An 18,356-nucleotide genomic window follows, 5' to 3' on the forward strand; every position below is an offset into this window, starting at 1 on the left:
AGGGAAAATCCGGGGATAAAGGCGAGCGCTTCGCTTCTTCGGTAACAATTTCGTCTTCTTCGCTACGTTTGCACGAATCACCGTATCTTTCGAATTGGGGTGCGGCAATTAGGTAACGTTCCGGGTTCGAATCGATCTTCTGATCGCTGTTGTCTCCAGATTTTTTGACTCCCTTTTTTAAAGCGAAATTCCGGAGACAAAGGCGCACGCTTCGCTTCTTCAGATTCGATTTCGTCTTCTTCGCTACATTTGCACGAATCTCTGTATCTTTTGAATTGAGGGGCGGGTAATTTAGGTCACTTCCCTCTGAATTCCTTTAGGCTTGTCATGGTTGTCTTTTCTTACTCATAGGATGAGTTAAGGAACCGGACGGAAGGAATGATGTTTCTATGTTTAGAGATGTTGTATTGCCCCTACTCTATGGGCTTATTATCTTTTTTGGTGGCATGAAGCTGATGGAAACGGCCTTGCAGCGCATGGCTGGGCCCATGTTGGCAGGTTGGCTCAATCGCGCCACCTCTGCTCCATGGAAAGGCATGGCCTTCAGTGCAGGTGCAACGGCCTTGTTACAGAGCAGTACTGCGGTCACCGTACTCACCATTGGACTGGCTAATGCCAGATTAATTACCTATGGACGAACACTTGGCATCATCCTTGGCACCAACATCGGGACATGCCTGACGACGGAGCTGGTGGGACTGCAGATCGGACGTGCTTCCCTACCGCTACTCGTCCTGTCGCTAACGGGCTGGGCCATGTTTGTTGTTCTTGGTGAACGCAATCTGGCCGCTCCTGAACGCACGCGTCAGACTCTGTTTAACATCCAGTACAGCTTCCTCGCAGCTGCCGGATTTGCACTTGTTATGACAGGCATTCAAGTGATGCAATCCATTGCCTTACCCTTGCGGAGCATGGGCGTATTTCAATGGTTTCTCGATCGCTCGGCCGACAGCTTGTGGTGGGGCTTCCTTGCAGGTGCCTGTCTGACAGCGCTCATTCACAGCAGCGCAGCTGTCATTAGCATGGCGATTACGCTGGCAGCCACAGGGGTATTACCTGTGGAGATCGGCATCGCCATTGTGATCGGGTCCAATGTGGGGACCTGCATCACCGCTGTGATTGCTGCCGCGGGTGGAGCATCCGCAGGCAAATTTGTCGCAGCCTCCCATGTTGTATTAAACATTGCGGGAGCGCTGCTGTTTATGCCGCTGATCGGCCAGCTGCATGCAGCTTCGGCCTGGCTGTCAGCGGACAACGGGGCACAGATTGCACATGCCCAGACCCTTTTTAACATCACCAGTTCACTGCTTGCTTTGCCATTTTGTTACTTGCCAATCTGGCACAAAAAACCACCGGTCCACGCCCCCGCGGCGAAGTCACCCGTGGCTTGATGATCTGCCTATCCAGACCCACAGAGCGCGCGGCTAACTGACTCGAACAATAGTGCGTTATACGTTAATGCCTAACTTGTTCAGGGCTACACGCAAGATATCATCGTTATTATCATATCCGCTCTGCTGCTGTAAGGACCATGCTTCTTCCGGAGCATACCAATCCACACCCTTGATTTCTTCAATCTGAGGCTGTAGATCACCACTCTCGGCTTCAACGAGATAATAATGAACTTCCTTGTCCACCGGGCCAAAGTCTGCATGTTGGTACGTGTAAGCAATGATATCAACCGACTCTACAATGCGGCCCACCATACCTGTCTCTTCCAAAATCTCGCGCAGTGCCGTCTGTTCAATTGTTTCTCCATCTTCCATTTTGCCCTTGGCGAGAGTTGTTTTACCATAACGATCTACGATAAGCTGAATTTGAAGACGTCCGTCTTCCCCTGTTCTATAAACAACTCCGCCTGCTGAAATTTCTTTTTTGTTCATCGTGCTCTCCCCCATCAACTTCGATATCTTTATCTTATTTTTTGCAAAAGAAGGACCTCATCTCCCCGGGTAAGCTCCCCAAGGAAATGAAATCCTTGTTTCTGACGCCTCGATTACATCGCGGCGGACTTAAGATTCTCTTCCAAAACACGTACCAGCGTAGCCTGACTCTCGTTGACGCCGGCTTCAACCACTTTGACTCGGCACACTTTACCGACCATATCCATCGTTCCATCAAAGACCAGTTGAATGTAGTTGTCGCTATAACCGTGCAGCTTGCCACTTCCCTCGCGGCCCTTGGCTTCCCCTTCGGGAATAACATCCAGTACCTGTCCAACAAACTGCTCAGCGTACTCCAGCTGCATCTGCTCAGACAAGTCAATCAGTTCATGCACACGTGCATTTTTGACCTCTTCGTCCACCTGATCTTCCATTCGTGCTGCTGGCGTACCCGTACGCTTGGAATAAGGGAATACGTGCATTTCGGAAAAACCGATCTTCCGCATCAACTCATAGCCATTACGGTACATCTCATCCGTCTCACCTGGAAATCCAACAATGATGTCTGTTGTAATCGCTACATCCGGCATTGCTTCCCGAATGCGAAGCATCTTGTTGTAAAACTCTTCTGTCGTATATTTGCGGCGCATGCGTTTCAACACCGTATCATCACCCGCTTGCAGCGGAATATGGAAGTGACGAACAAGTTTGTCCGAACGTTTGATCACGTCGAGCATACGGTCGTCAATCTGACTGGCTTCAATCGAGCTGATTCGAATACGCTCCAAACCCTCTACCTTATCCAAATCCCACAGCAGATCCGTCAGATCATAGTTCTCCATGTCATCGCCATACCCACCTGTATGAATACCGGTGAGAACAATCTCTTTGTATCCGGCGTGTACGAGTTGATGCGCCTGTTGAATAATGCTGTTTGCTTCCCGACTACGTGAGAGACCACGAGACCATGGAATAATGCAGAATGTACAGAAGTTATTGCAACCATCCTGAATCTTCAGGAATGCGCGGGTGCGGTCAGCAAAATCCGGTACGTCCATTTCTTCAAACACACGGGTTTTCATAATATTACGCACCGCATTAACCGGTTGACGGGACTCCTGAATTTCATTAACGTATGGTAAAATCTTGTCACGGTCCTGTGTACCGATAACCAGATCCACCCCTGGGATGTCCAGAATCTCTGCCGGAGAAGTCTGCGCATAGCAGCCTGTAACGGCCACAATCGCCTCCGGGTTGCGCCGAATGGCACGACGAATAATTTGACGGCTCTTTTTGTCGCCGGTATTGGTTACTGTACAAGTATTAATCAAGTATACATCCGCTGTCTGTTCATCAAAGTCCACTTGATCGTAACCTTCGTTTTTGAACAATTGCCAAATCGCCTCTGTATCATAGAAATTAACTTTGCAGCCTAAGGTGTAAAACGCCACGGATGGCATAATTACATTCCTCCCATTTCTCCGGATTCATATAGCACGCAAGTTAGTGCTGCCATTCCAGCTGTCTCAGCACGCAAAATGCGTTTGCCCAGTCCAACAGATACAGCACCTGCCTGATCAGCCTCTGCCGTCTCCTTCTCAGAAAATCCACCTTCCGGTCCAACCACGATCAAAACTTCTGCACTTGCATCAGGTGCAAGCTGCTCTATAAACGGCTTCAGTGCATCTCTCAGCTGTTTACCGTTTTCTTTCTCATAACAATAACATACCAGGCTATAGCCCTCAAAAGAAGATAACAGCCCTTTCCAGGAAAGCGGCTGTTCGACGGATGGAATACGATTCCGGTGACTCTGTTCGGCAGCTTCCTTGGCAATTTTCCGCCACCGCTCCAACCGTTTGCCTTCTTTCTTGGCATCATATTGCACAATCGTACGCTCTGATAGGAAGGGTACAAATGATACTGCCCCAATCTCAGTACATCTCTGGATGACTGTTTCCATCTTGTCACCCTTGGGCAAACTCTGTGCCACGGTTACACGAATCCGTGCTTCATGGTCCATCTCGAGAGGTTCCACAATATTGGCTGTCACTTGGCCCACTTCAATACTCTCAATTTCCACGAGTGCTTCTCTGGAGTTTCCGTCACTGACAATCAGTTTATCTCCAGGTTTACCACGCATGACCTTGCCAATATGGCGTGCATCATCACCTGTGATAATCACAGCGTGTTCAATAAACTGTTCTGCAGATACAAAATATCGCTGCATTAGTCAATCCACCCATTCTGTCCTGTTATGACTGGAATTCACCCCGCCTGATGACAGGCGTGAATCCAATCGCCACAGATGATCATACAACTTTTACGTGTTTCTGACCAGTATTCCGGTCCATAAACAATGCGCTTTTAGCGATATAATTCGATAATCACCTTTGCCAGATCCACATACATCGTTTGCGCAAACTCATACAAAGGTTGAATCGTCACATTTTGCAACGGAGGTATAACAAGAATCAATAGGAAGATAAAAATGGACCATTGCTCCACCCCTTGCAGCTTGCGGCTGATTGAAGGTGGCACTACATCTTCCAGAATCCGATAACCATCCAGTGGTGGCAACGGAATCAAGTTAAACAGGAACAGGAAAAAGTTGGTTAAGTTAAAGATAGCGAAGAACGTTGTGATTGCTGTCAGTAACCGCTCATTATCAATGCCACCGAGTGCTCCCGAACCAACCAGTGAAGCATAGATAATTGTACCGATGATCGCGAGCAACAGATTGCTCAGAGGCCCTGCTGCGGATACGATAATGCCCATCAATCTAGGTTTGTCGAAGTTAGCCCGATTAACTGGAACTGGACGTGCCCAACCAAAGCCGGCAATAATGAGCAGCAGCACACCTAACAAGTCAAAGTGTACAACCGGATTCAGTGTGACCCGACCCAACAGCTTCGCTGTCGGATCACCGAATTTGTTGGCAAAATACGCATGCGAGAATTCATGCACCGTAAATGCGATCAGAATGGTCAGCAGAAAAAACGGAAGCTGATCGATCGGATAACGAAAGAACGAATTCCAAAAGTCCATACGTTACCCCTTTCTGGCTACAAACGCCAGCCAGTCCTCATCACGGTGAATCGCACTCACTTCAAACCCGGAGGCTACCAGTGCATCATGCACAACCTGCTCTTTGTTCTTCCAAATGCCGGATACAATATAGGTCCCACCAGACTCAAGCGCATTATAGACATCGTCTACGAACAACAAAATGATCTCAGCCAGAATGTTCGCCACGACAACCTTAACCGGCAGTTGTACACCAAGTGCAGGGTCCTGACTCCCAAGGACGGACAACAGATCACTCTCTTTAACCGTAATTTGTTGCTCCAGCCCATTCAGTTCCACATTCTCCCTGGCACTAATTACGGCAACTGGATCAAGATCGAGCGCCAGTACATGTTTTGCCCCAAGTTTTATCGCTCCAATAGCCAAAATACCAGAGCCTGTACCTACGTCAATAACTTCCTCGCCGCCCTGAATAACCGTTTCCAGTGTGCGCAAGCAGAGGGAGGTCGTTGGGTGGGTTCCTGTACCAAAAGCCATGCCTGGATCAAGCTCAATAATTTTCTCATCCGGACTTTCTGGCGTATACTCTTCCCACGTTGGCTTGATCGTCAGACGTTCCGATACACGTACCGGCTTGAAATATTGTTTCCAGGCTGTTGCCCAGTCATTTTCATCCACTGTACGCGTCTCATAACGAACCTCACCTGTATCAATTCCGAATTCGGAGAGTTCCTCAATTCTCGGATTAACTTCAGACTGTAGTGCAACCATGTCCGTACCTTCGGAGAAGTACCCTTTGATGACTGCAAAGCCTTCCGGAATATCATTCAAAGGAACGTCGTATAACTCACCATATGTCGTGTCCCGTTTTTTATTTAAAGTACCGGACTCTTCAATCGAAACCCCTCCAGCACCCGCTTCATGTAAAAAATTTGAAATCATCTCCACAGCTTCTTCTGTGGTATGTATTGTTAGTTCATGCCATAACATACTTGGTTTTTCCTCCTCATTTTTCAAACATCCCAACTATTGTACTACACAAGCTAGCCGGAGCACAAAGCCGCACCAGTAAAAGAAAAACAAAACAGGATATCCGCAGCCTGACTGCTCGAATATCCTGTCATCTATTCATACATATCTGTTTCATTTACTTCAGCATTTTGCATAATTCGATTCTCAGTTAGCAAAAACGTCCACCATTCTGCGTGATCATCTCTGCGGCTTGCGGGAGCGAATCTTTGGATACGGACACGGTCAGCAAAATTTCTTGTTTTAGCCTGTTGGCCGAGTCCTCTTTGGGTGTATCATACACCTGACCATTGGACAACATTTCCGTTTCATCACTAATCAAGGCAAGTACATTCAGTTCGCCACTAAATCCTCCGACGACGGCCGTAGGAGAATTATCGGAGCCCGTAACATCGTTTGAGCCCAATGCAGACGCTTCATTGCCAAGGCTCTCAATGCTTAATTGGTTCGGGTGCAAAAATTCCAGGGCTCTGCGTGCAGACTCGGCCTCAGTCCAGCTTGTAAAAACAGCTTCGAGGGTCACTGCCGAGCGATCTTCAGTCATGAAGCTCCCGTCCCTGTCTTCGATCAGCCGCTTCACTGCGGCGTAGTGCTTCTATATCTTCATGATCCGCAGCTTCAGCGCTGAATTCCACGTCCTCATTTTTCGCGGATTGCATCCGTTTCATTTTTTCCGTTTTTGTTAAGATCTTGCCTGGACGTTCATGTTCTGCCATTGTAATGCTCCTCCTTCAAATTAAAATGAACTAATATTTGTTACACTGTAAGACTCCTATTGTAGCCCCATCCTCCGATCGCTGTTATCCCCAGATTCCTTCAACTCCCTCCTTAAAGGGAGAAATCCGGGGATAGCGTATGCTTCCGAAGCAGCTTTCTTGCGAAAGCTTTTAGGCGAACGCTTCGCTTCTTCAGATTGGTTCTGCACTCTCCGTTAAAGTGTAATTATCTGTCCATCTTATATGGATTTCTTGAAACTAGATCATTCCACCGGCTTGTTCGATAATAGACATAGCGCGGTGATGTACCGATTCATCTACGATGACCGTTAGTAATACATCTCTTCCTGTAGGTCCACCCTGTCCACCATCACTCATGCCGCTTGCAGAAGGGTCTGCCGCAGCCATAATTCCAGCACTGGCATTTGTTTGCATCGAATCGGGCACCCATGATGAAAAACTGCCGGAAACGCCCGGCTTGTAGGAAGCCCCGCTTGGTCCCACTCCCGCATATCGGCTGAATCGATTAATTGACAGGTCCTCCACTCGCAATGCCTCCAGTTTTTTGGCTGCCCCTTGAGCCTGCTCCGGGCTGTGAAAGTACGCCAAAATATTTTTCTCGGTCATCCGCTTCACCTGCTTCCCTAATTTCTCGCATATCAGCTATGCATATCATTCTCGCCATGCTATCTTTCCGCAAGTTCGCTCAGAATATACCGAAAGGCTCCCACAAATTGCTGTCGTTCTTTGTAGCATAAATCCAAGGATTTCACAAAAACCACTGAACCACTAAAAAAGGCGTACAAAAAAGGACACCCCGCGGTAAAAACCGCTGTGGTGTCCTTTTGGACTTGCTTTATTTTATTCTCAGTCGCCGCGGAAGGCGCGTTTCACTCTATCAAAGAAAGATTGTTCATGCTCATGTGTTTGCTCTCCATCCAGCGAAGCAATTTGGCGAAGCAGATCTTTCTGCTCGTCATTCAGCTTACTAGGTGTGACCACAACCACTTTCACATGCTGATCCCCTTGCCCCATACCGCGCAGGCGTGGTACACCTTTGCCTTTGAGGCGGAAATACGTTCCCGTTTGTGTACCAGCTGGTACTTTCAACTTCACTTTCTCGGTCAACGTTGGGATCTCAACTTCATCTCCCAGAGCTGCCTGAGCAAAGGTAAGTGGGATTTCGCAATAAATATCGTCGCCTTCACGCTCGAAGAAATCATGTGATTTCACGCGAATGACAATATACAGATCTCCCGCTGGTCCGCCACGCAGGCCGCCTTCGCCCTCACCTGTCATACGCAGTTGCGCGCCATCATCTACACCCGCTGGAATGCGGACATGGATTTTGCGTTGCTTGCGGACTTTACCGCTGCCACTGCACGTTGTACATTTTTCTTTGATAATTTGGCCCGAACCGCTACAGTTCGAACATGCACGACGATTAACCATACGACCAAACGGTGTATTTTGCACGACTTCCTGCTGACCGCTACCTTGGCAGACCGAGCAGGTTTCCGGTTTCGTTCCAGGTTTGGCACCTGAGCCATGACAGGTATCACAGCCTTCGGTACGCGGAATCGTAATATCGGTTTCTTTACCGAATACAGCTTCCTTGAACTCAATTGTCATCGTGTACTGCAGATCATTCCCGCGTTGCGGAGCATTTGGATCACGTCGTCCACCGCCACCGCCGCCAAAGAACATGTCGAAGATGTCGCCAAATCCGCCGCCGCCAAAATCACCGCCACCACCGAATCCACCTTGATTCGGATCGACATGACCATATTGATCATATTGTGCACGCTTCTGACCGTCACTCACTACGTCGTAAGCTTCTTTAACTTCTTTAAATTTAGCTTCCGCATCAGCAGCCTTGTTTACGTCAGGGTGATACTGACGGGCAAGCTTACGGTAAGCCTTTTTAATTTCATCGTCGTTAGCCGTTTTACTAACGCCAAGCACCTCATAATAATCACGCTTTTCAGCCACTCTTCCACCCCCATATCATTCACCATATCGCACATCGTGACAAAAGGAAAGCCAAAGCGCGGGAGCCCCGGCTATGACTTTCCCTCTAATTCGAACGTCACCGATGTTTAATTCGCGTAGAACTACGAATTAGTTTTGTTTTTTATCTTCATCCACAACTTCGTAATCAGCGTCTACGACGTTGTCACGTTTAGCAGAACCTTGTTGTTGCTCTTCAGCACCTTGTGCTTCTTGCTCTTGCGCCTGAGCTTGCTCATACAGTTTCACGGACAGTTGTTGAACGATCTCTGTCAGTTCTTCTGTAGCAGCTTTGATATCTTCCAGGTTGTCGGAAGCCAGAACGCCTTGCAGTTTTTCTTTGGCAGCATTTGCTTTTTCAACTTCGCCAGCATCTGCTTTTTCGCCAAGATCTTTGATCGTTTTGTCAACAGAGTAGATCAATTGATCTGCACTGTTTTTCGCTTCAACGAGTTCTCTGCGTTTTTTATCTTCTTCAGCGTGCAACTCAGCATCTTTCATCATTTGCTCAACTTCAGCATCGCTCAAACCGCTGGAAGAAGTGATTGTGATTTTTTGAGTTTTGTTCGTACCTTTATCTGTTGCAGATACGTTAACGATACCGTTGGCATCAATATCGAAGCTAACTTCGATCTGTGGAACGCCACGTGGAGCTGGTGGAATATCACCCAACATGAAACGTCCAAGCGATTTGTTACCCGCTGCCATCTCACGCTCACCTTGCAGAACATGAATCTCAACGCTTGGTTGATTGTCTGCATACGTGGAGAACACTTGAGATTTGCTTGTAGGGATCGTAGTGTTACGCTCGATCATTTTAGTGAATACGCCACCCGCTGTTTCGATACCCAGGGACAATGGCGTTACGTCGAGCAATACAACGTCTTTCACGTCACCTGTCAGTACGCCCGCTTGTACAGCAGCACCCAAAGCTACAACTTCATCCGGGTTAACGCCTTTGTGTGGCTCTTTACCCGTCAGTTTTTTGATTGCTTCTTGTACTGCTGGAATACGTGTCGAACCACCAACCAATACGATCTTGTCGATATCGTTAGGCGTCATACCCGCATCACTCAATGCACGACGAGTTGGTTCAAGCGTACGCTCAACCAGACCTTCAGAGATTTCTTCAAATTTCGCACGGCTCAGGTTCAACTCCAAATGCTGAGGAACGCCACCAGCAACTGTGATGAACGGCAAGGAGATCGTTGTAGTCAATACGCCGGAAAGTTCTTTTTTCGCTTTTTCCGCTGCATCTTTCAAACGTTGAACCGCTGCTTTATCTTTACTCAAGTCAATGCCTTGATCTTTTTTGAATTCACTTACGAGGTAATCAATGATCACTTGGTCAAAGTCATCCCCGCCTAGTTTGTTGTCCCCGCTAGTTGCTTTAACTTCGAAGAAGCCATCACCCAGTTCAAGAATGGATACGTCGAACGTACCGCCACCCAGGTCATATACGAGGATCGTTTGGTCTTCGGATTTCTCCATACCGTATGCCAAAGCTGCTGCTGTTGGCTCGTTGACGATACGCAGAACTTCCAAACCTGCAATTTTACCCGCATCTTTAGTCGCTTGGCGCTGACTGTCATTGAAGTAAGCTGGTACAGTGATAACTGCTTGAGTTACCGTTTGACCCAGATAAGCTTCAGCATCGGATTTCAATTTTTGCAGAATGATTGCAGAGATCTCTTGTGCGGAGTAGTCTTTGCTATCGATTGTTTCCTTGTGGGAAGTACCCATGTGACGTTTGATCGACATGATGGTACGATCCGGATTGGTGATGGCTTGACGTTTTGCTGTTTCACCAACAACGCGTTCTCCATCCTTTTTGAAACCAACTACGGATGGAGTTGTACGTGCGCCCTCCGGATTTGGAATTACGACAGCCTCGCCGCCTTCCATTACTGCTACGCATGAGTTTGTTGTTCCTAAGTCAATACCAATTACTTTGCTCATCCGAAAATTTCCTCCCTCAACAATTTAAAATGAATGGGTCTGATCTGACCCTTATTTAGATGTTCATGTTGCTAATCGTGCTCTATGTGTACAAACCTTTATATTAAACTTCGCCCACATTGTTCAACCATGGAGCCGACTCATTCCTTCCTATAAGGAATTTATGAGCTGACTTTAACCATAGCTGGACGAAGCACTTTATCTTTCAGCATGTAGCCTTTTTGGACTTCCTCAACAACGATACCTTCTTCGTACTCGTCGCTCTCCACTTGCATAATTGCTTGGTGGAATTCAGGATTGAACGGTTGTCCTACCGATTCCATAGCCGTCAGACCTTCATTATTCATCACGGTTTCCAATTGACGGAAAATCATTTGGATGCCCTTGGAGAAAGATTCGACCTCTGCTCCTTCCGGTACAGTAGCCATGGCGCGCTCGAAGTTATCAATAACCGGTACCAGTTCGGTGACCAGCTTCATCGAAGCGTATTTAGCCAATTCTTCTTTTTCCTTCTGCGTACGACGACGGAAGTTATCAAAATCAGCCTGTGCACGGACATAACGCTGTTGTTGCTCCTCAGCTTCTGCCTTCAGACGTGCAAGCTCATCCTGCTCCTGACCAGCCATCTCTTCAGCTTGTGCTTCTGCAGCGCCAGCTTCATTAATAGGCTCCTGCTCAGTTGCTGTTACCTCTTGTTCTTCTGTAAATGATTGCTCCTCTTTCAAGATGTTCACCTCCTTATACGAATGAAATGGTTCATTCCCGAATCTTATTTGAAACGATGTGTTAGCATCGCCGTCAAGTCACGGGATAGTGTATTTAGAATATGAATGACACGTGCATAATCCATCCGCGTGGGTCCTAGAATACCGATCGAACCCAAAGCCTCACCGTCCAATGAATAGGAGGCTGTAATCAGGCTGCAGTTGGCAAAGGCTTCATGATCATTCTCAGTGCCGATTCGCACTTGAATACCAGATCCACCCGGCACGGGCATCATCAATTTCATGAGTGTTGGTGTCTCTTCCAGCAGGTCAAGAATATCTTTTACCTTTTCGATATCTTTAAACTCCGGTTGAGTCAACATATTGGTGGCACCACTGAGGAACAGACGATTATCATGTTCATTGTCAAAGGCACTGTTCAGCACCTGCATAACTTCCTCATAACGTGTAATATGCCGTTCCATCTCTTGCCCAAGTTCGGTATAAAGACGGGATTTCAATTTGTAGATTGGTACGCCCACAAGTTTGGTATTTAACAAGCGAACCACATTTTCCATCTCGGCTACCGAGATTTCTGGTGGAATCTGAACCGTCTTGTTCTCCACTTGACCTGTATTGGTCACAATGATCGCCACAGCTTCACTCTCGTTCAGCGGAAGCAATTGGAAGTGACGTAAGGACGTATGGAATACTTCCGGTCCAAGCAGGATCGAAGTATAATTCGTCATATGTGACAAAATATTGGATGCATGCTGAATAACTTGTTCCATGACGTTCAGTTTTTCAGCAAAGAACGACTTCAGATCATCCAACTCCTGAGGCTCCACCTGATTCCAAGGGACCAAATGATCGACATAATATCGATAGCCTTTATGAGAAGGAATGCGTCCTGCCGATGTATGCGGCTGTTCCAGGAAACCCATATCTTCAAGGTCCGCCATTTCATTACGGATCGTCGCCGGACTGTATCCAACATCTCCCCTTTTGGAAATGCTCCGGGACCCTACGGGCTCAGCTGAACGGATATAGTCATCCACTATAGCGTTCAGAATCATTCGTTGACGCTCTGTTAACATGGTGAGTATCCCTCCTTCTGACTGTACTGTCCCATGTCGTTAGCACTCCGGTTAGATGAGTGCTAAGCGGTAATACAAAAATACCAAACTGACGTGAACATTGTCAAGTGAGTTTGATGAGTGGGCTCATCTATTTATAGTATAGACCAATGTCGACGAGTCCTAACAACTTTATTGAACATACTTTGAAGTAAAAAAGGACTGCATGTAGGGCAGAGGCAGACTCGGCTCGATCCATGCAGTCCATTCAGTTGTTAAGCTGAAACGTTAAGCTCTTTTAATACCGCGATCTCATCGCAACAATCCTGCTTGCTGCAATGAACACAGTCGGTCCATACTTTCTCAGGGAAAATCTCTTTTTCCACTACGGCAAAACCGTTTTTGAGGAAGAAGGATACTTCATATGTCAACGCCATAACCTTAGGAATCTGTTGTTTCTCCGCTTCTTCTACCAGTCGGTCCAGCAATCGGGAGCCAATACCGAGCCCTTTGTGTCCTTCCGAGATACCGAGTGATCTGACTTCCACCAAATCATTCCCCAGACGACAAAGCGATCCGCAACCCACCACTTCACCATCAACTTCGGCTACAACAAAGTGCTCCAGCTGTCGGTGCAGTATTTCCCGTGATCGTGGAAGCATGATCCCACGCTCTGCATAGCCCTTAATCATTTCATACAGTGGTTCAACATCTTCCGGCACGGCTTTTCTGCATATTACCGACATCCTGCTCTCCTCCTATTACCAAGCTTTCCAGAGGAAAGCTGACTTCGTAGTTGTTAAATTAACACGCTCTGTAAAATCAATATGAATAAATATACAACAGAGCGTATAGAATTTCAAGCTATGAATTCAGCGATATGGACCCGATAAACTCCGCAAAAACGTCATTTCCGAACAGGATACCCTTCTCGCTCAGTCGGAAGCCGTCTGCCGTCCGCTCAAGCAACCCTGCGTTCAACATTTTGCCCAAAGGCTTCGCAAACACTTCTTCCATGGACTCTCCGAACTGTTCGCTAAAGCGTGAGGCCGAAGCTCCCTCCAACATTCGCAGTCCAACCATCAGATAATCTTCCATGGCTTCGGGGCGAGCAATCTCAAAATGATCCAGACGAGGCAGCCCTGCTCGTGAAGCTTCAACATAAGGATTTATACCTTTAATATTCATATGCCGTTCGCGGCCCACATATCCATGTGCACCTGCACCCAGACCGTAGTAGTCCTCATTACGCCAGTAGGTAATATTGTGACGACTCTCGAAGCCCGGCTTGGCAAAGTTACTGATCTCGTATTGTCCATAGCCTGCTTCTTTCATACGTCTCATTAATAGAAGATACATCTCCAGCTCATCATCTTCATGAGGAAGTGGTAACTGGTTCTTCTGATACAGGGTATGGAAAAGTGTATTCTCTTCCACTTTCAGGCTGTAGATGGAGTAATGCGGCAGATCCAGTTCCAGCGCTTTGTCGATACTCTCATTCAACATTCCAACGGTCTGGTTTGGCAAACCAAACATCAGATCAATGGACAAGTTATTCAAGCCTGCTTTACGAGCATTCTCCAAACTGCGATATACATCATCCGTATTATGAATACGGCCAATGCCTGTCAGCAGATCATTCTGAAAAGCCTGCACGCCAAAACTGACGCGGTTGACGCCGCCTTCTTTCATCGCAGCGAGTTTCTCCGCATCCGTTGTTCCCGGGTTGGCTTCCATCGAAAATTCAATATCGTCTGCCCAATTTGGGAAATACGTCTTCACGGAACGAAGAAATACTGCCATCTCATCCGGTTTCAGTGCTGTTGGCGTACCCCCACCTACAAATATGGTCTTGATCTCACCCGGTGGATTGGCCTTAACTGTATGTTCCATCTCCCGTTCCAGCGCTTCGAGATATTGCATCACGGGCTGATCTTTCAGAACGTAGGAGTTAAAGTCGCAATAAAAACATTTATTCGTGCAAAAGGGAATGTGAAGATACACCGCTTGGGGCGCACCTGTCTTCCGGCTGTGTGCTGCCAATGTCATGGCAAGTCCCCCTCTATTTGAAAAAAGGAAAGCCATCCGGCTTCCCTTTCAGCTTAGTTATTTAATATTCTGTGTTGTAACAATTCAATTTCGATACACACACTCTGTGATGTACCCGAAATTGAATTATTAATCATCAATTTTCAGTACCGCCATGAATGCCTCTTGTGGCACCTCAACGTTACCAACCTGCTTCATCCGCTTCTTACCTTCCTTCTGCTTCTCAAGCAGTTTCCGTTTCCGCGAGATGTCACCACCATAACACTTGGCAAGTACGTTTTTACGCATTGCTTTTACCGTCTCACGAGCAACGACCTTGGTACCTACAGATGCCTGAATTGGCACCTCGAACATTTGCCGTGGAATCAGCTCGCGCAGTTTCTCACAGACAATGCGTCCGCGGTTATAGGCACGGTCACGGTGAACGATGAAGGACAGAGCATCCACCTGTTCGCCATTGAGTACAATATCCATTTTCGCCAGATTGGACTGACGGTAACCGGACAGCTCATAATCCAGAGATGCATATCCTTTGGTACCGGATTTCAACTGGTCGAAGAAGTCATATACAATCTCGGACAACGGAATCTCATAGGTAATGGTAACCCGGGTTGTGTCCAGATATTCCATATTTACATATTCACCGCGTTTAGTCTGACACAGCTCCATAATGGTACCTACATAATCATTCGGTACGATAATATCTGCCTTGACGTATGGTTCCTCGACGTAATCAATCCGTCCCACCTCAGGATAGTTGGAAGGGTTATCGATTTTCATCACTTCACCATTCGTTAAGGTGACGTGATAAATCACACTTGGTGCCGTTGTGATCAACGGAATGTTAAACTCCCGCTCGATCCGCTCCTGGATAACGTCCATGTGAAGCAGTCCAAGGAATCCGCAACGGAATCCAAAACCAAGTGCACTGGATGTTTCCGGTTCAAAGCTCAGAGACGCATCGTTCAACTGCAATTTCTCCAACGCTTCACGCAGATCAACATAGTCCGATGTTTCGATCGGATAGAGACCACAATACACCATTGGATTAATTTTACGATAACCCGGCAAAGGTTCCGGTGTTGGATTTTTGGCATCCGTTACCGTATCCCCGACTTGTGTATCGCCAACATGCCGGATACCTGCAACGATAAATCCAACATCCCCGACGTTCAGCTCGTCCACGATGGTCATACGAGGTTTGAACGCTCCAACTTCAATGACTTCAAATGATTTACCTGTTGCCATCATTTTGATTTTGGAACCGGATTTGATTTTGCCGTCAACAACACGCACATATACGATTACACCTTTGTACGGGTCGTAGTGCGAGTCAAAAATCAGCGCTTTCAAAGGCTGGTCAGGATCACCAGTTGGTGCCGGAACACTTTTCACCACTTGCTCCAAAATTTCTTTGATCCCGATTCCTGATTTGGCCGAAGCCAAAACCGCATTACTTGTGTCCAAACCAATAACATCTTCCACTTCCTGCTTCACCCGTTCAGGATCAGCGCTCGGAAGGTCAATTTTGTTGATAACCGGTAAAATTTCAAGATTGTTATCCAATGCCAGATACACGTTGGCAAGTGTTTGGGCTTCAATTCCCTGAGCCGCATCCACAACCAGCAGAGCACCTTCACATGCAGCAAGACTGCGTGATACTTCATACGTGAAGTCTACGTGTCCCGGTGTATCAATCAGATTCAATAAATACTCTTCACCATCGTCCGCTTTGTAAGTCAAGGCTACTGCTTGTAGCTTGATCGTTATTCCACGTTCACGTTCAAGGTCCATTTTATCCAGAACTTGTTCCTGCATTTCACGTGAAGTGAGCGCACCTGTGTGCTCCAAGATCCGGTCCGCAAGTGTTGATTTGCCGTGATCTATATGTGCAATAATAGAAAAGTTACGAATTTTACGTTGTCTTGCCCGAATGTCAGTCATTCCTTACCCCCAGAAACAGCCTAGTGTCAATCACTTCATTATAACAGTTGAAGCACAGTGCATCAATCCCGTGATGTCTCAACTTTATAATAAAGTGTCATCATGCACTCCCAGAGGTTATATTGTACCTTAAAATTATAGTATTTTATTCAGCAACGCCGCTAAAAAGAGAGACCACCCACTTGATTCCACTATGTGAGAGATTTTGCAGTAGTCCAGCCGTTTTGTCTGCCAACACATCAACCGGAGCCTTATCTTGATCCGCCCCAAGCACTTGGCTTGGTGACTGAACAGGTACAAATGGTGGTTCTTTAATTTCCTTTTGGACAGGTGCAGTCGGAACAGATTCGGTCACCGATGAAGTGGGCTCAGTTGTTACAACGGTTGACGTGCCTCCTGATGGATTGCCCATGTGAAAGTTGCTGCCAGCCAGCTGCATTCCAAACAGCACACCCAGCAACATTAATACAGCGATGGATAACAGTCTTTTACCGAATCTGGACATATGCTTTGCCTCCTGTCACTCTCTACTATTTTGTTCTTCATACATATATAGTCCCTATCCACCCTGTGATGACGTTTCTGCACTGGCTTTGTCCACCTTCTGATCTTCCCAATACACTTGGGCAATCATGTCTGCTAGAATCTTCGATGTCCGTTGGAGCTCAGCTCCTGTGTTGTCGATGCCGCCAATCTCAATCAAAATGCTGTTGGGTGAAAGGGTTTGGTTATACTCTCCATTGTTGGCTCCTCCACCATCTTTGCCCCACACACCACGGGATACCCCAGGATACTTGGCTTCCAGTTTCTTATGAATTTTCGCTGCAAAGGCTTCATTTTGCCGCCAATTTGGATTTTCATGCCCAATAATGAAATACACTTTGGCGTAGCCCAAGTCATTAATAGTGGTTGTTGTTTTGCCATGACGCTGTGAATCGCGATGAATGTCTATGAGATATGTCAGATCATCATTTTGAGCGAGTGCCGCTTTTACCGTTTGACGGGAGTATTTATAAGAATAGTTCCAGTTATAGTCCTTTACTTTAGTGGGGTAATCATCCTTGGCGTGTTCTACGCCGATTCCCAGCTTCTCCAGACTGTCTGAGAGGTAGGTTCCCACTTGAAATACATTGCCTGTTGATTTGCCTGATGATGGATTATCACTTTTCGTACCTAGCAGTGGATTGTAGCCTTCCCGTGGATGGGAATGATAGATAAGAATTGACTTTTTGCCTGTTGTCGGTGAGCCTGAATTGTCTTTCTCGCCATTCTTCGCTGGGGGATCTTCTTTACCTTCTCCATCTCCAGGCTCACTCGACTCAGGTGGATCCGTATTATCCTGGCCTGGAGGAATGTGCAACTCACTACCGGGTTTCCCTCCACCTGCGGAAGCCGTATCCGTAAGACCGGGACCGGGCTGATAATCTTCGGGAGCCTCGGCTTTTTCGTTACCAGATCCAGGACGGAGCAGAACAGGTTGGTTGGAACCCATGCCCGGCATTTCTCTCGCAATCAGGCTCTTTGGATCTTGAGGATTTACATTCGTTAGTAATTGGAAAACAAATGAGGTGAGATTTTCACCGGATATAGCAGAAGTTTGTTCCTTCTGGGTGAGATGGGGCATCTCCATACCGAGCATATCGACAAAAAAGCGGCTTGATACGGCACTCGCAAATCCTTTCATGGAAGAAACGGGTGAATTATTCAAGCGTTTCTCTGCCATTCCCCCGAGACCAAGTACGACAAAAAACAAGGCAGATATGATCATAAGCAACAACAACGTACGGCCCATGGCCAGCACGTGCAGACATCTTTTTTTCCACTTTCCAATATTCCAGGCCAATATCTTGTTCATTCTGCTGTCTCCTTCCCTGCTGGACAACTCTTATACTTCAACTCTATGAGCCCGCCCAATTTGATAGAACAGGAAAATGAAAGATTCCAAAAACAAAAAAAAGAAAA

18 protein-coding genes are annotated in these 18,356 nt (G+C 47.0%); 1 reads left to right on the forward strand and 17 read right to left on the reverse strand.

What is annotated here, in order from left to right; translation table 11 throughout:
* Positions 1–389 precede the first annotated feature (389 nt).
* Positions 390–1,391 (forward strand): Na/Pi cotransporter family protein, encoded by a 1,002-nt coding sequence (locus tag MHH92_RS21135; RefSeq protein ID WP_340906098.1) that lies wholly within the window; start codon positions 390–392, stop codon positions 1,389–1,391.
* A 57-nt stretch (positions 1,392–1,448) separates the two neighbouring features.
* Here the strand turns inward: MHH92_RS21135 and MHH92_RS21140 are convergent, their stop codons facing one another.
* From MHH92_RS21140 to MHH92_RS21220, 17 genes are all read right to left on the reverse strand, one after another.
* Positions 1,449–1,883 carry an NUDIX hydrolase gene (locus tag MHH92_RS21140; protein WP_253502020.1) on the reverse strand — a complete coding sequence of 145 codons (435 nt, stop codon included), beginning with the start codon at positions 1,881–1,883 and terminating at the stop codon, positions 1,449–1,451.
* 113 nt (positions 1,884–1,996) lie between these two features.
* A complete protein-coding gene (gene mtaB, locus MHH92_RS21145; protein ID WP_047843791.1) occupies positions 1,997–3,343 on the reverse strand; it encodes a tRNA (N(6)-L-threonylcarbamoyladenosine(37)-C(2))-methylthiotransferase MtaB in 1,347 nt (448 codons plus the stop codon).
* Between the two features lie 2 nt (positions 3,344–3,345).
* Complete coding sequence (locus MHH92_RS21150; protein ID WP_036668571.1) at positions 3,346–4,110, reverse strand: 16S rRNA (uracil(1498)-N(3))-methyltransferase; 765 nt, start codon at positions 4,108–4,110, stop codon at positions 3,346–3,348.
* Between the two features lie 137 nt (positions 4,111–4,247).
* Complete coding sequence (locus MHH92_RS21155) at positions 4,248–4,928, reverse strand: site-2 protease family protein (RefSeq protein WP_253502023.1); 681 nt, start codon at positions 4,926–4,928, stop codon at positions 4,248–4,250.
* Between the two features lie 3 nt (positions 4,929–4,931).
* On the reverse strand, positions 4,932–5,897 hold the full coding sequence (gene prmA, locus MHH92_RS21160) for a 50S ribosomal protein L11 methyltransferase (RefSeq protein WP_253502026.1): 966 nt from the start codon (positions 5,895–5,897) through the stop codon (positions 4,932–4,934).
* A 190-nt stretch (positions 5,898–6,087) separates the two neighbouring features.
* Complete coding sequence (locus tag MHH92_RS21165) at positions 6,088–6,480, reverse strand: hypothetical protein (protein WP_253502029.1); 393 nt, start codon at positions 6,478–6,480, stop codon at positions 6,088–6,090.
* Entirely contained in the window at positions 6,473–6,652 is a 180-nt protein-coding gene (locus MHH92_RS21170; RefSeq protein WP_017687220.1) for a YfhD family protein, read from the reverse strand. Before MHH92_RS21170 ends, MHH92_RS21165 begins: the two co-directional genes overlap by 8 nt.
* A 258-nt stretch (positions 6,653–6,910) precedes the next feature.
* On the reverse strand, positions 6,911–7,279 hold the full coding sequence (locus tag MHH92_RS21175; RefSeq protein ID WP_017687219.1) for a hypothetical protein: 369 nt from the start codon (positions 7,277–7,279) through the stop codon (positions 6,911–6,913).
* A 240-nt stretch (positions 7,280–7,519) separates the two neighbouring features.
* Complete coding sequence (dnaJ, locus tag MHH92_RS21180) at positions 7,520–8,644, reverse strand: molecular chaperone DnaJ (protein WP_036615086.1); 1,125 nt, start codon at positions 8,642–8,644, stop codon at positions 7,520–7,522.
* A gap of 129 nt (positions 8,645–8,773) precedes the next feature.
* Positions 8,774–10,621 carry a molecular chaperone DnaK gene (gene dnaK / locus MHH92_RS21185; protein WP_340906103.1) on the reverse strand — a complete coding sequence of 616 codons (1,848 nt, stop codon included), beginning with the start codon at positions 10,619–10,621 and terminating at the stop codon, positions 8,774–8,776.
* 161 nt (positions 10,622–10,782) lie between these two features.
* Entirely contained in the window at positions 10,783–11,346 is a 564-nt protein-coding gene (gene grpE / locus MHH92_RS21190) for a nucleotide exchange factor GrpE (protein WP_036668567.1), read from the reverse strand.
* Between the two features lie 44 nt (positions 11,347–11,390).
* Complete coding sequence (hrcA, locus tag MHH92_RS21195; RefSeq protein WP_036615092.1) at positions 11,391–12,422, reverse strand: heat-inducible transcriptional repressor HrcA; 1,032 nt, start codon at positions 12,420–12,422, stop codon at positions 11,391–11,393.
* A 254-nt stretch (positions 12,423–12,676) separates the two neighbouring features.
* Positions 12,677–13,147 (reverse strand): N-acetyltransferase, encoded by a 471-nt coding sequence (locus tag MHH92_RS21200; protein WP_017687214.1) that lies wholly within the window; start codon positions 13,145–13,147, stop codon positions 12,677–12,679.
* 118 nt (positions 13,148–13,265) lie between these two features.
* Positions 13,266–14,450 (reverse strand): radical SAM family heme chaperone HemW, encoded by a 1,185-nt coding sequence (gene hemW, locus MHH92_RS21205; protein ID WP_253502032.1) that lies wholly within the window; start codon positions 14,448–14,450, stop codon positions 13,266–13,268.
* A 129-nt stretch (positions 14,451–14,579) separates the two neighbouring features.
* On the reverse strand, positions 14,580–16,394 hold the full coding sequence (gene lepA / locus MHH92_RS21210) for a translation elongation factor 4 (RefSeq protein ID WP_036615097.1): 1,815 nt from the start codon (positions 16,392–16,394) through the stop codon (positions 14,580–14,582).
* A gap of 145 nt (positions 16,395–16,539) precedes the next feature.
* Positions 16,540–16,899: a hypothetical protein gene (locus MHH92_RS21215; RefSeq protein ID WP_036615099.1), complete on the reverse strand. Its 360-nt coding sequence runs from the start codon at positions 16,897–16,899 to the stop codon at positions 16,540–16,542.
* Between the two features lie 54 nt (positions 16,900–16,953).
* Positions 16,954–18,249, reverse strand: coding sequence for a stage II sporulation protein P (locus tag MHH92_RS21220; protein WP_338588009.1), 1,296 nt, complete (start codon positions 18,247–18,249; stop codon positions 16,954–16,956).
* Between the last annotated feature and the right edge of the window lie 107 nt (positions 18,250–18,356).

This window comes from Paenibacillus sp. FSL M7-1414, from assembly GCF_038003195.1.
GTDB classification, from domain to species: domain Bacteria; phylum Bacillota; class Bacilli; order Paenibacillales; family Paenibacillaceae; genus Paenibacillus; species Paenibacillus amylolyticus.

What these genes read in the sequence shown, in the direction of transcription:
- MHH92_RS21135 (WP_340906098.1), top strand. Translation starts at nt 390, where the DNA reads ATGTTTAGAGATGTTGTATTGCCCCTACTCTATGGGCTTATTATCTTT.
- MHH92_RS21140 (WP_253502020.1), bottom strand. Translation starts at nt 1,883, where the DNA reads ATGAACAAAAAAGAAATTTCAGCAGGCGGAGTTGTTTATAGAACAGGG.
- mtaB (WP_047843791.1), bottom strand. Translation starts at nt 3,343, where the DNA reads ATGCCATCCGTGGCGTTTTACACCTTAGGCTGCAAAGTTAATTTCTAT.
- MHH92_RS21150 (WP_036668571.1), bottom strand. Translation starts at nt 4,110, where the DNA reads ATGCAGCGATATTTTGTATCTGCAGAACAGTTTATTGAACACGCTGTG.
- MHH92_RS21155 (WP_253502023.1), bottom strand. Translation starts at nt 4,928, where the DNA reads ATGGACTTTTGGAATTCGTTCTTTCGTTATCCGATCGATCAGCTTCCG.
- prmA (WP_253502026.1), bottom strand. Translation starts at nt 5,897, where the DNA reads ATGTTATGGCATGAACTAACAATACATACCACAGAAGAAGCTGTGGAG.
- MHH92_RS21165 (WP_253502029.1), bottom strand. Translation starts at nt 6,480, where the DNA reads ATGACTGAAGATCGCTCGGCAGTGACCCTCGAAGCTGTTTTTACAAGC.
- MHH92_RS21170 (WP_017687220.1), bottom strand. Translation starts at nt 6,652, where the DNA reads ATGGCAGAACATGAACGTCCAGGCAAGATCTTAACAAAAACGGAAAAA.
- MHH92_RS21175 (WP_017687219.1), bottom strand. Translation starts at nt 7,279, where the DNA reads ATGACCGAGAAAAATATTTTGGCGTACTTTCACAGCCCGGAGCAGGCT.
- dnaK (WP_340906103.1), bottom strand. Translation starts at nt 10,621, where the DNA reads ATGAGCAAAGTAATTGGTATTGACTTAGGAACAACAAACTCATGCGTA.
- hrcA (WP_036615092.1), bottom strand. Translation starts at nt 12,422, where the DNA reads ATGTTAACAGAGCGTCAACGAATGATTCTGAACGCTATAGTGGATGAC.
- MHH92_RS21200 (WP_017687214.1), bottom strand. Translation starts at nt 13,147, where the DNA reads ATGTCGGTAATATGCAGAAAAGCCGTGCCGGAAGATGTTGAACCACTG.
- hemW (WP_253502032.1), bottom strand. Translation starts at nt 14,450, where the DNA reads ATGACATTGGCAGCACACAGCCGGAAGACAGGTGCGCCCCAAGCGGTG.
- lepA (WP_036615097.1), bottom strand. Translation starts at nt 16,394, where the DNA reads ATGACTGACATTCGGGCAAGACAACGTAAAATTCGTAACTTTTCTATT.
- MHH92_RS21215 (WP_036615099.1), bottom strand. Translation starts at nt 16,899, where the DNA reads ATGTCCAGATTCGGTAAAAGACTGTTATCCATCGCTGTATTAATGTTG.
- MHH92_RS21220 (WP_338588009.1), bottom strand. Translation starts at nt 18,249, where the DNA reads ATGAACAAGATATTGGCCTGGAATATTGGAAAGTGGAAAAAAAGATGT.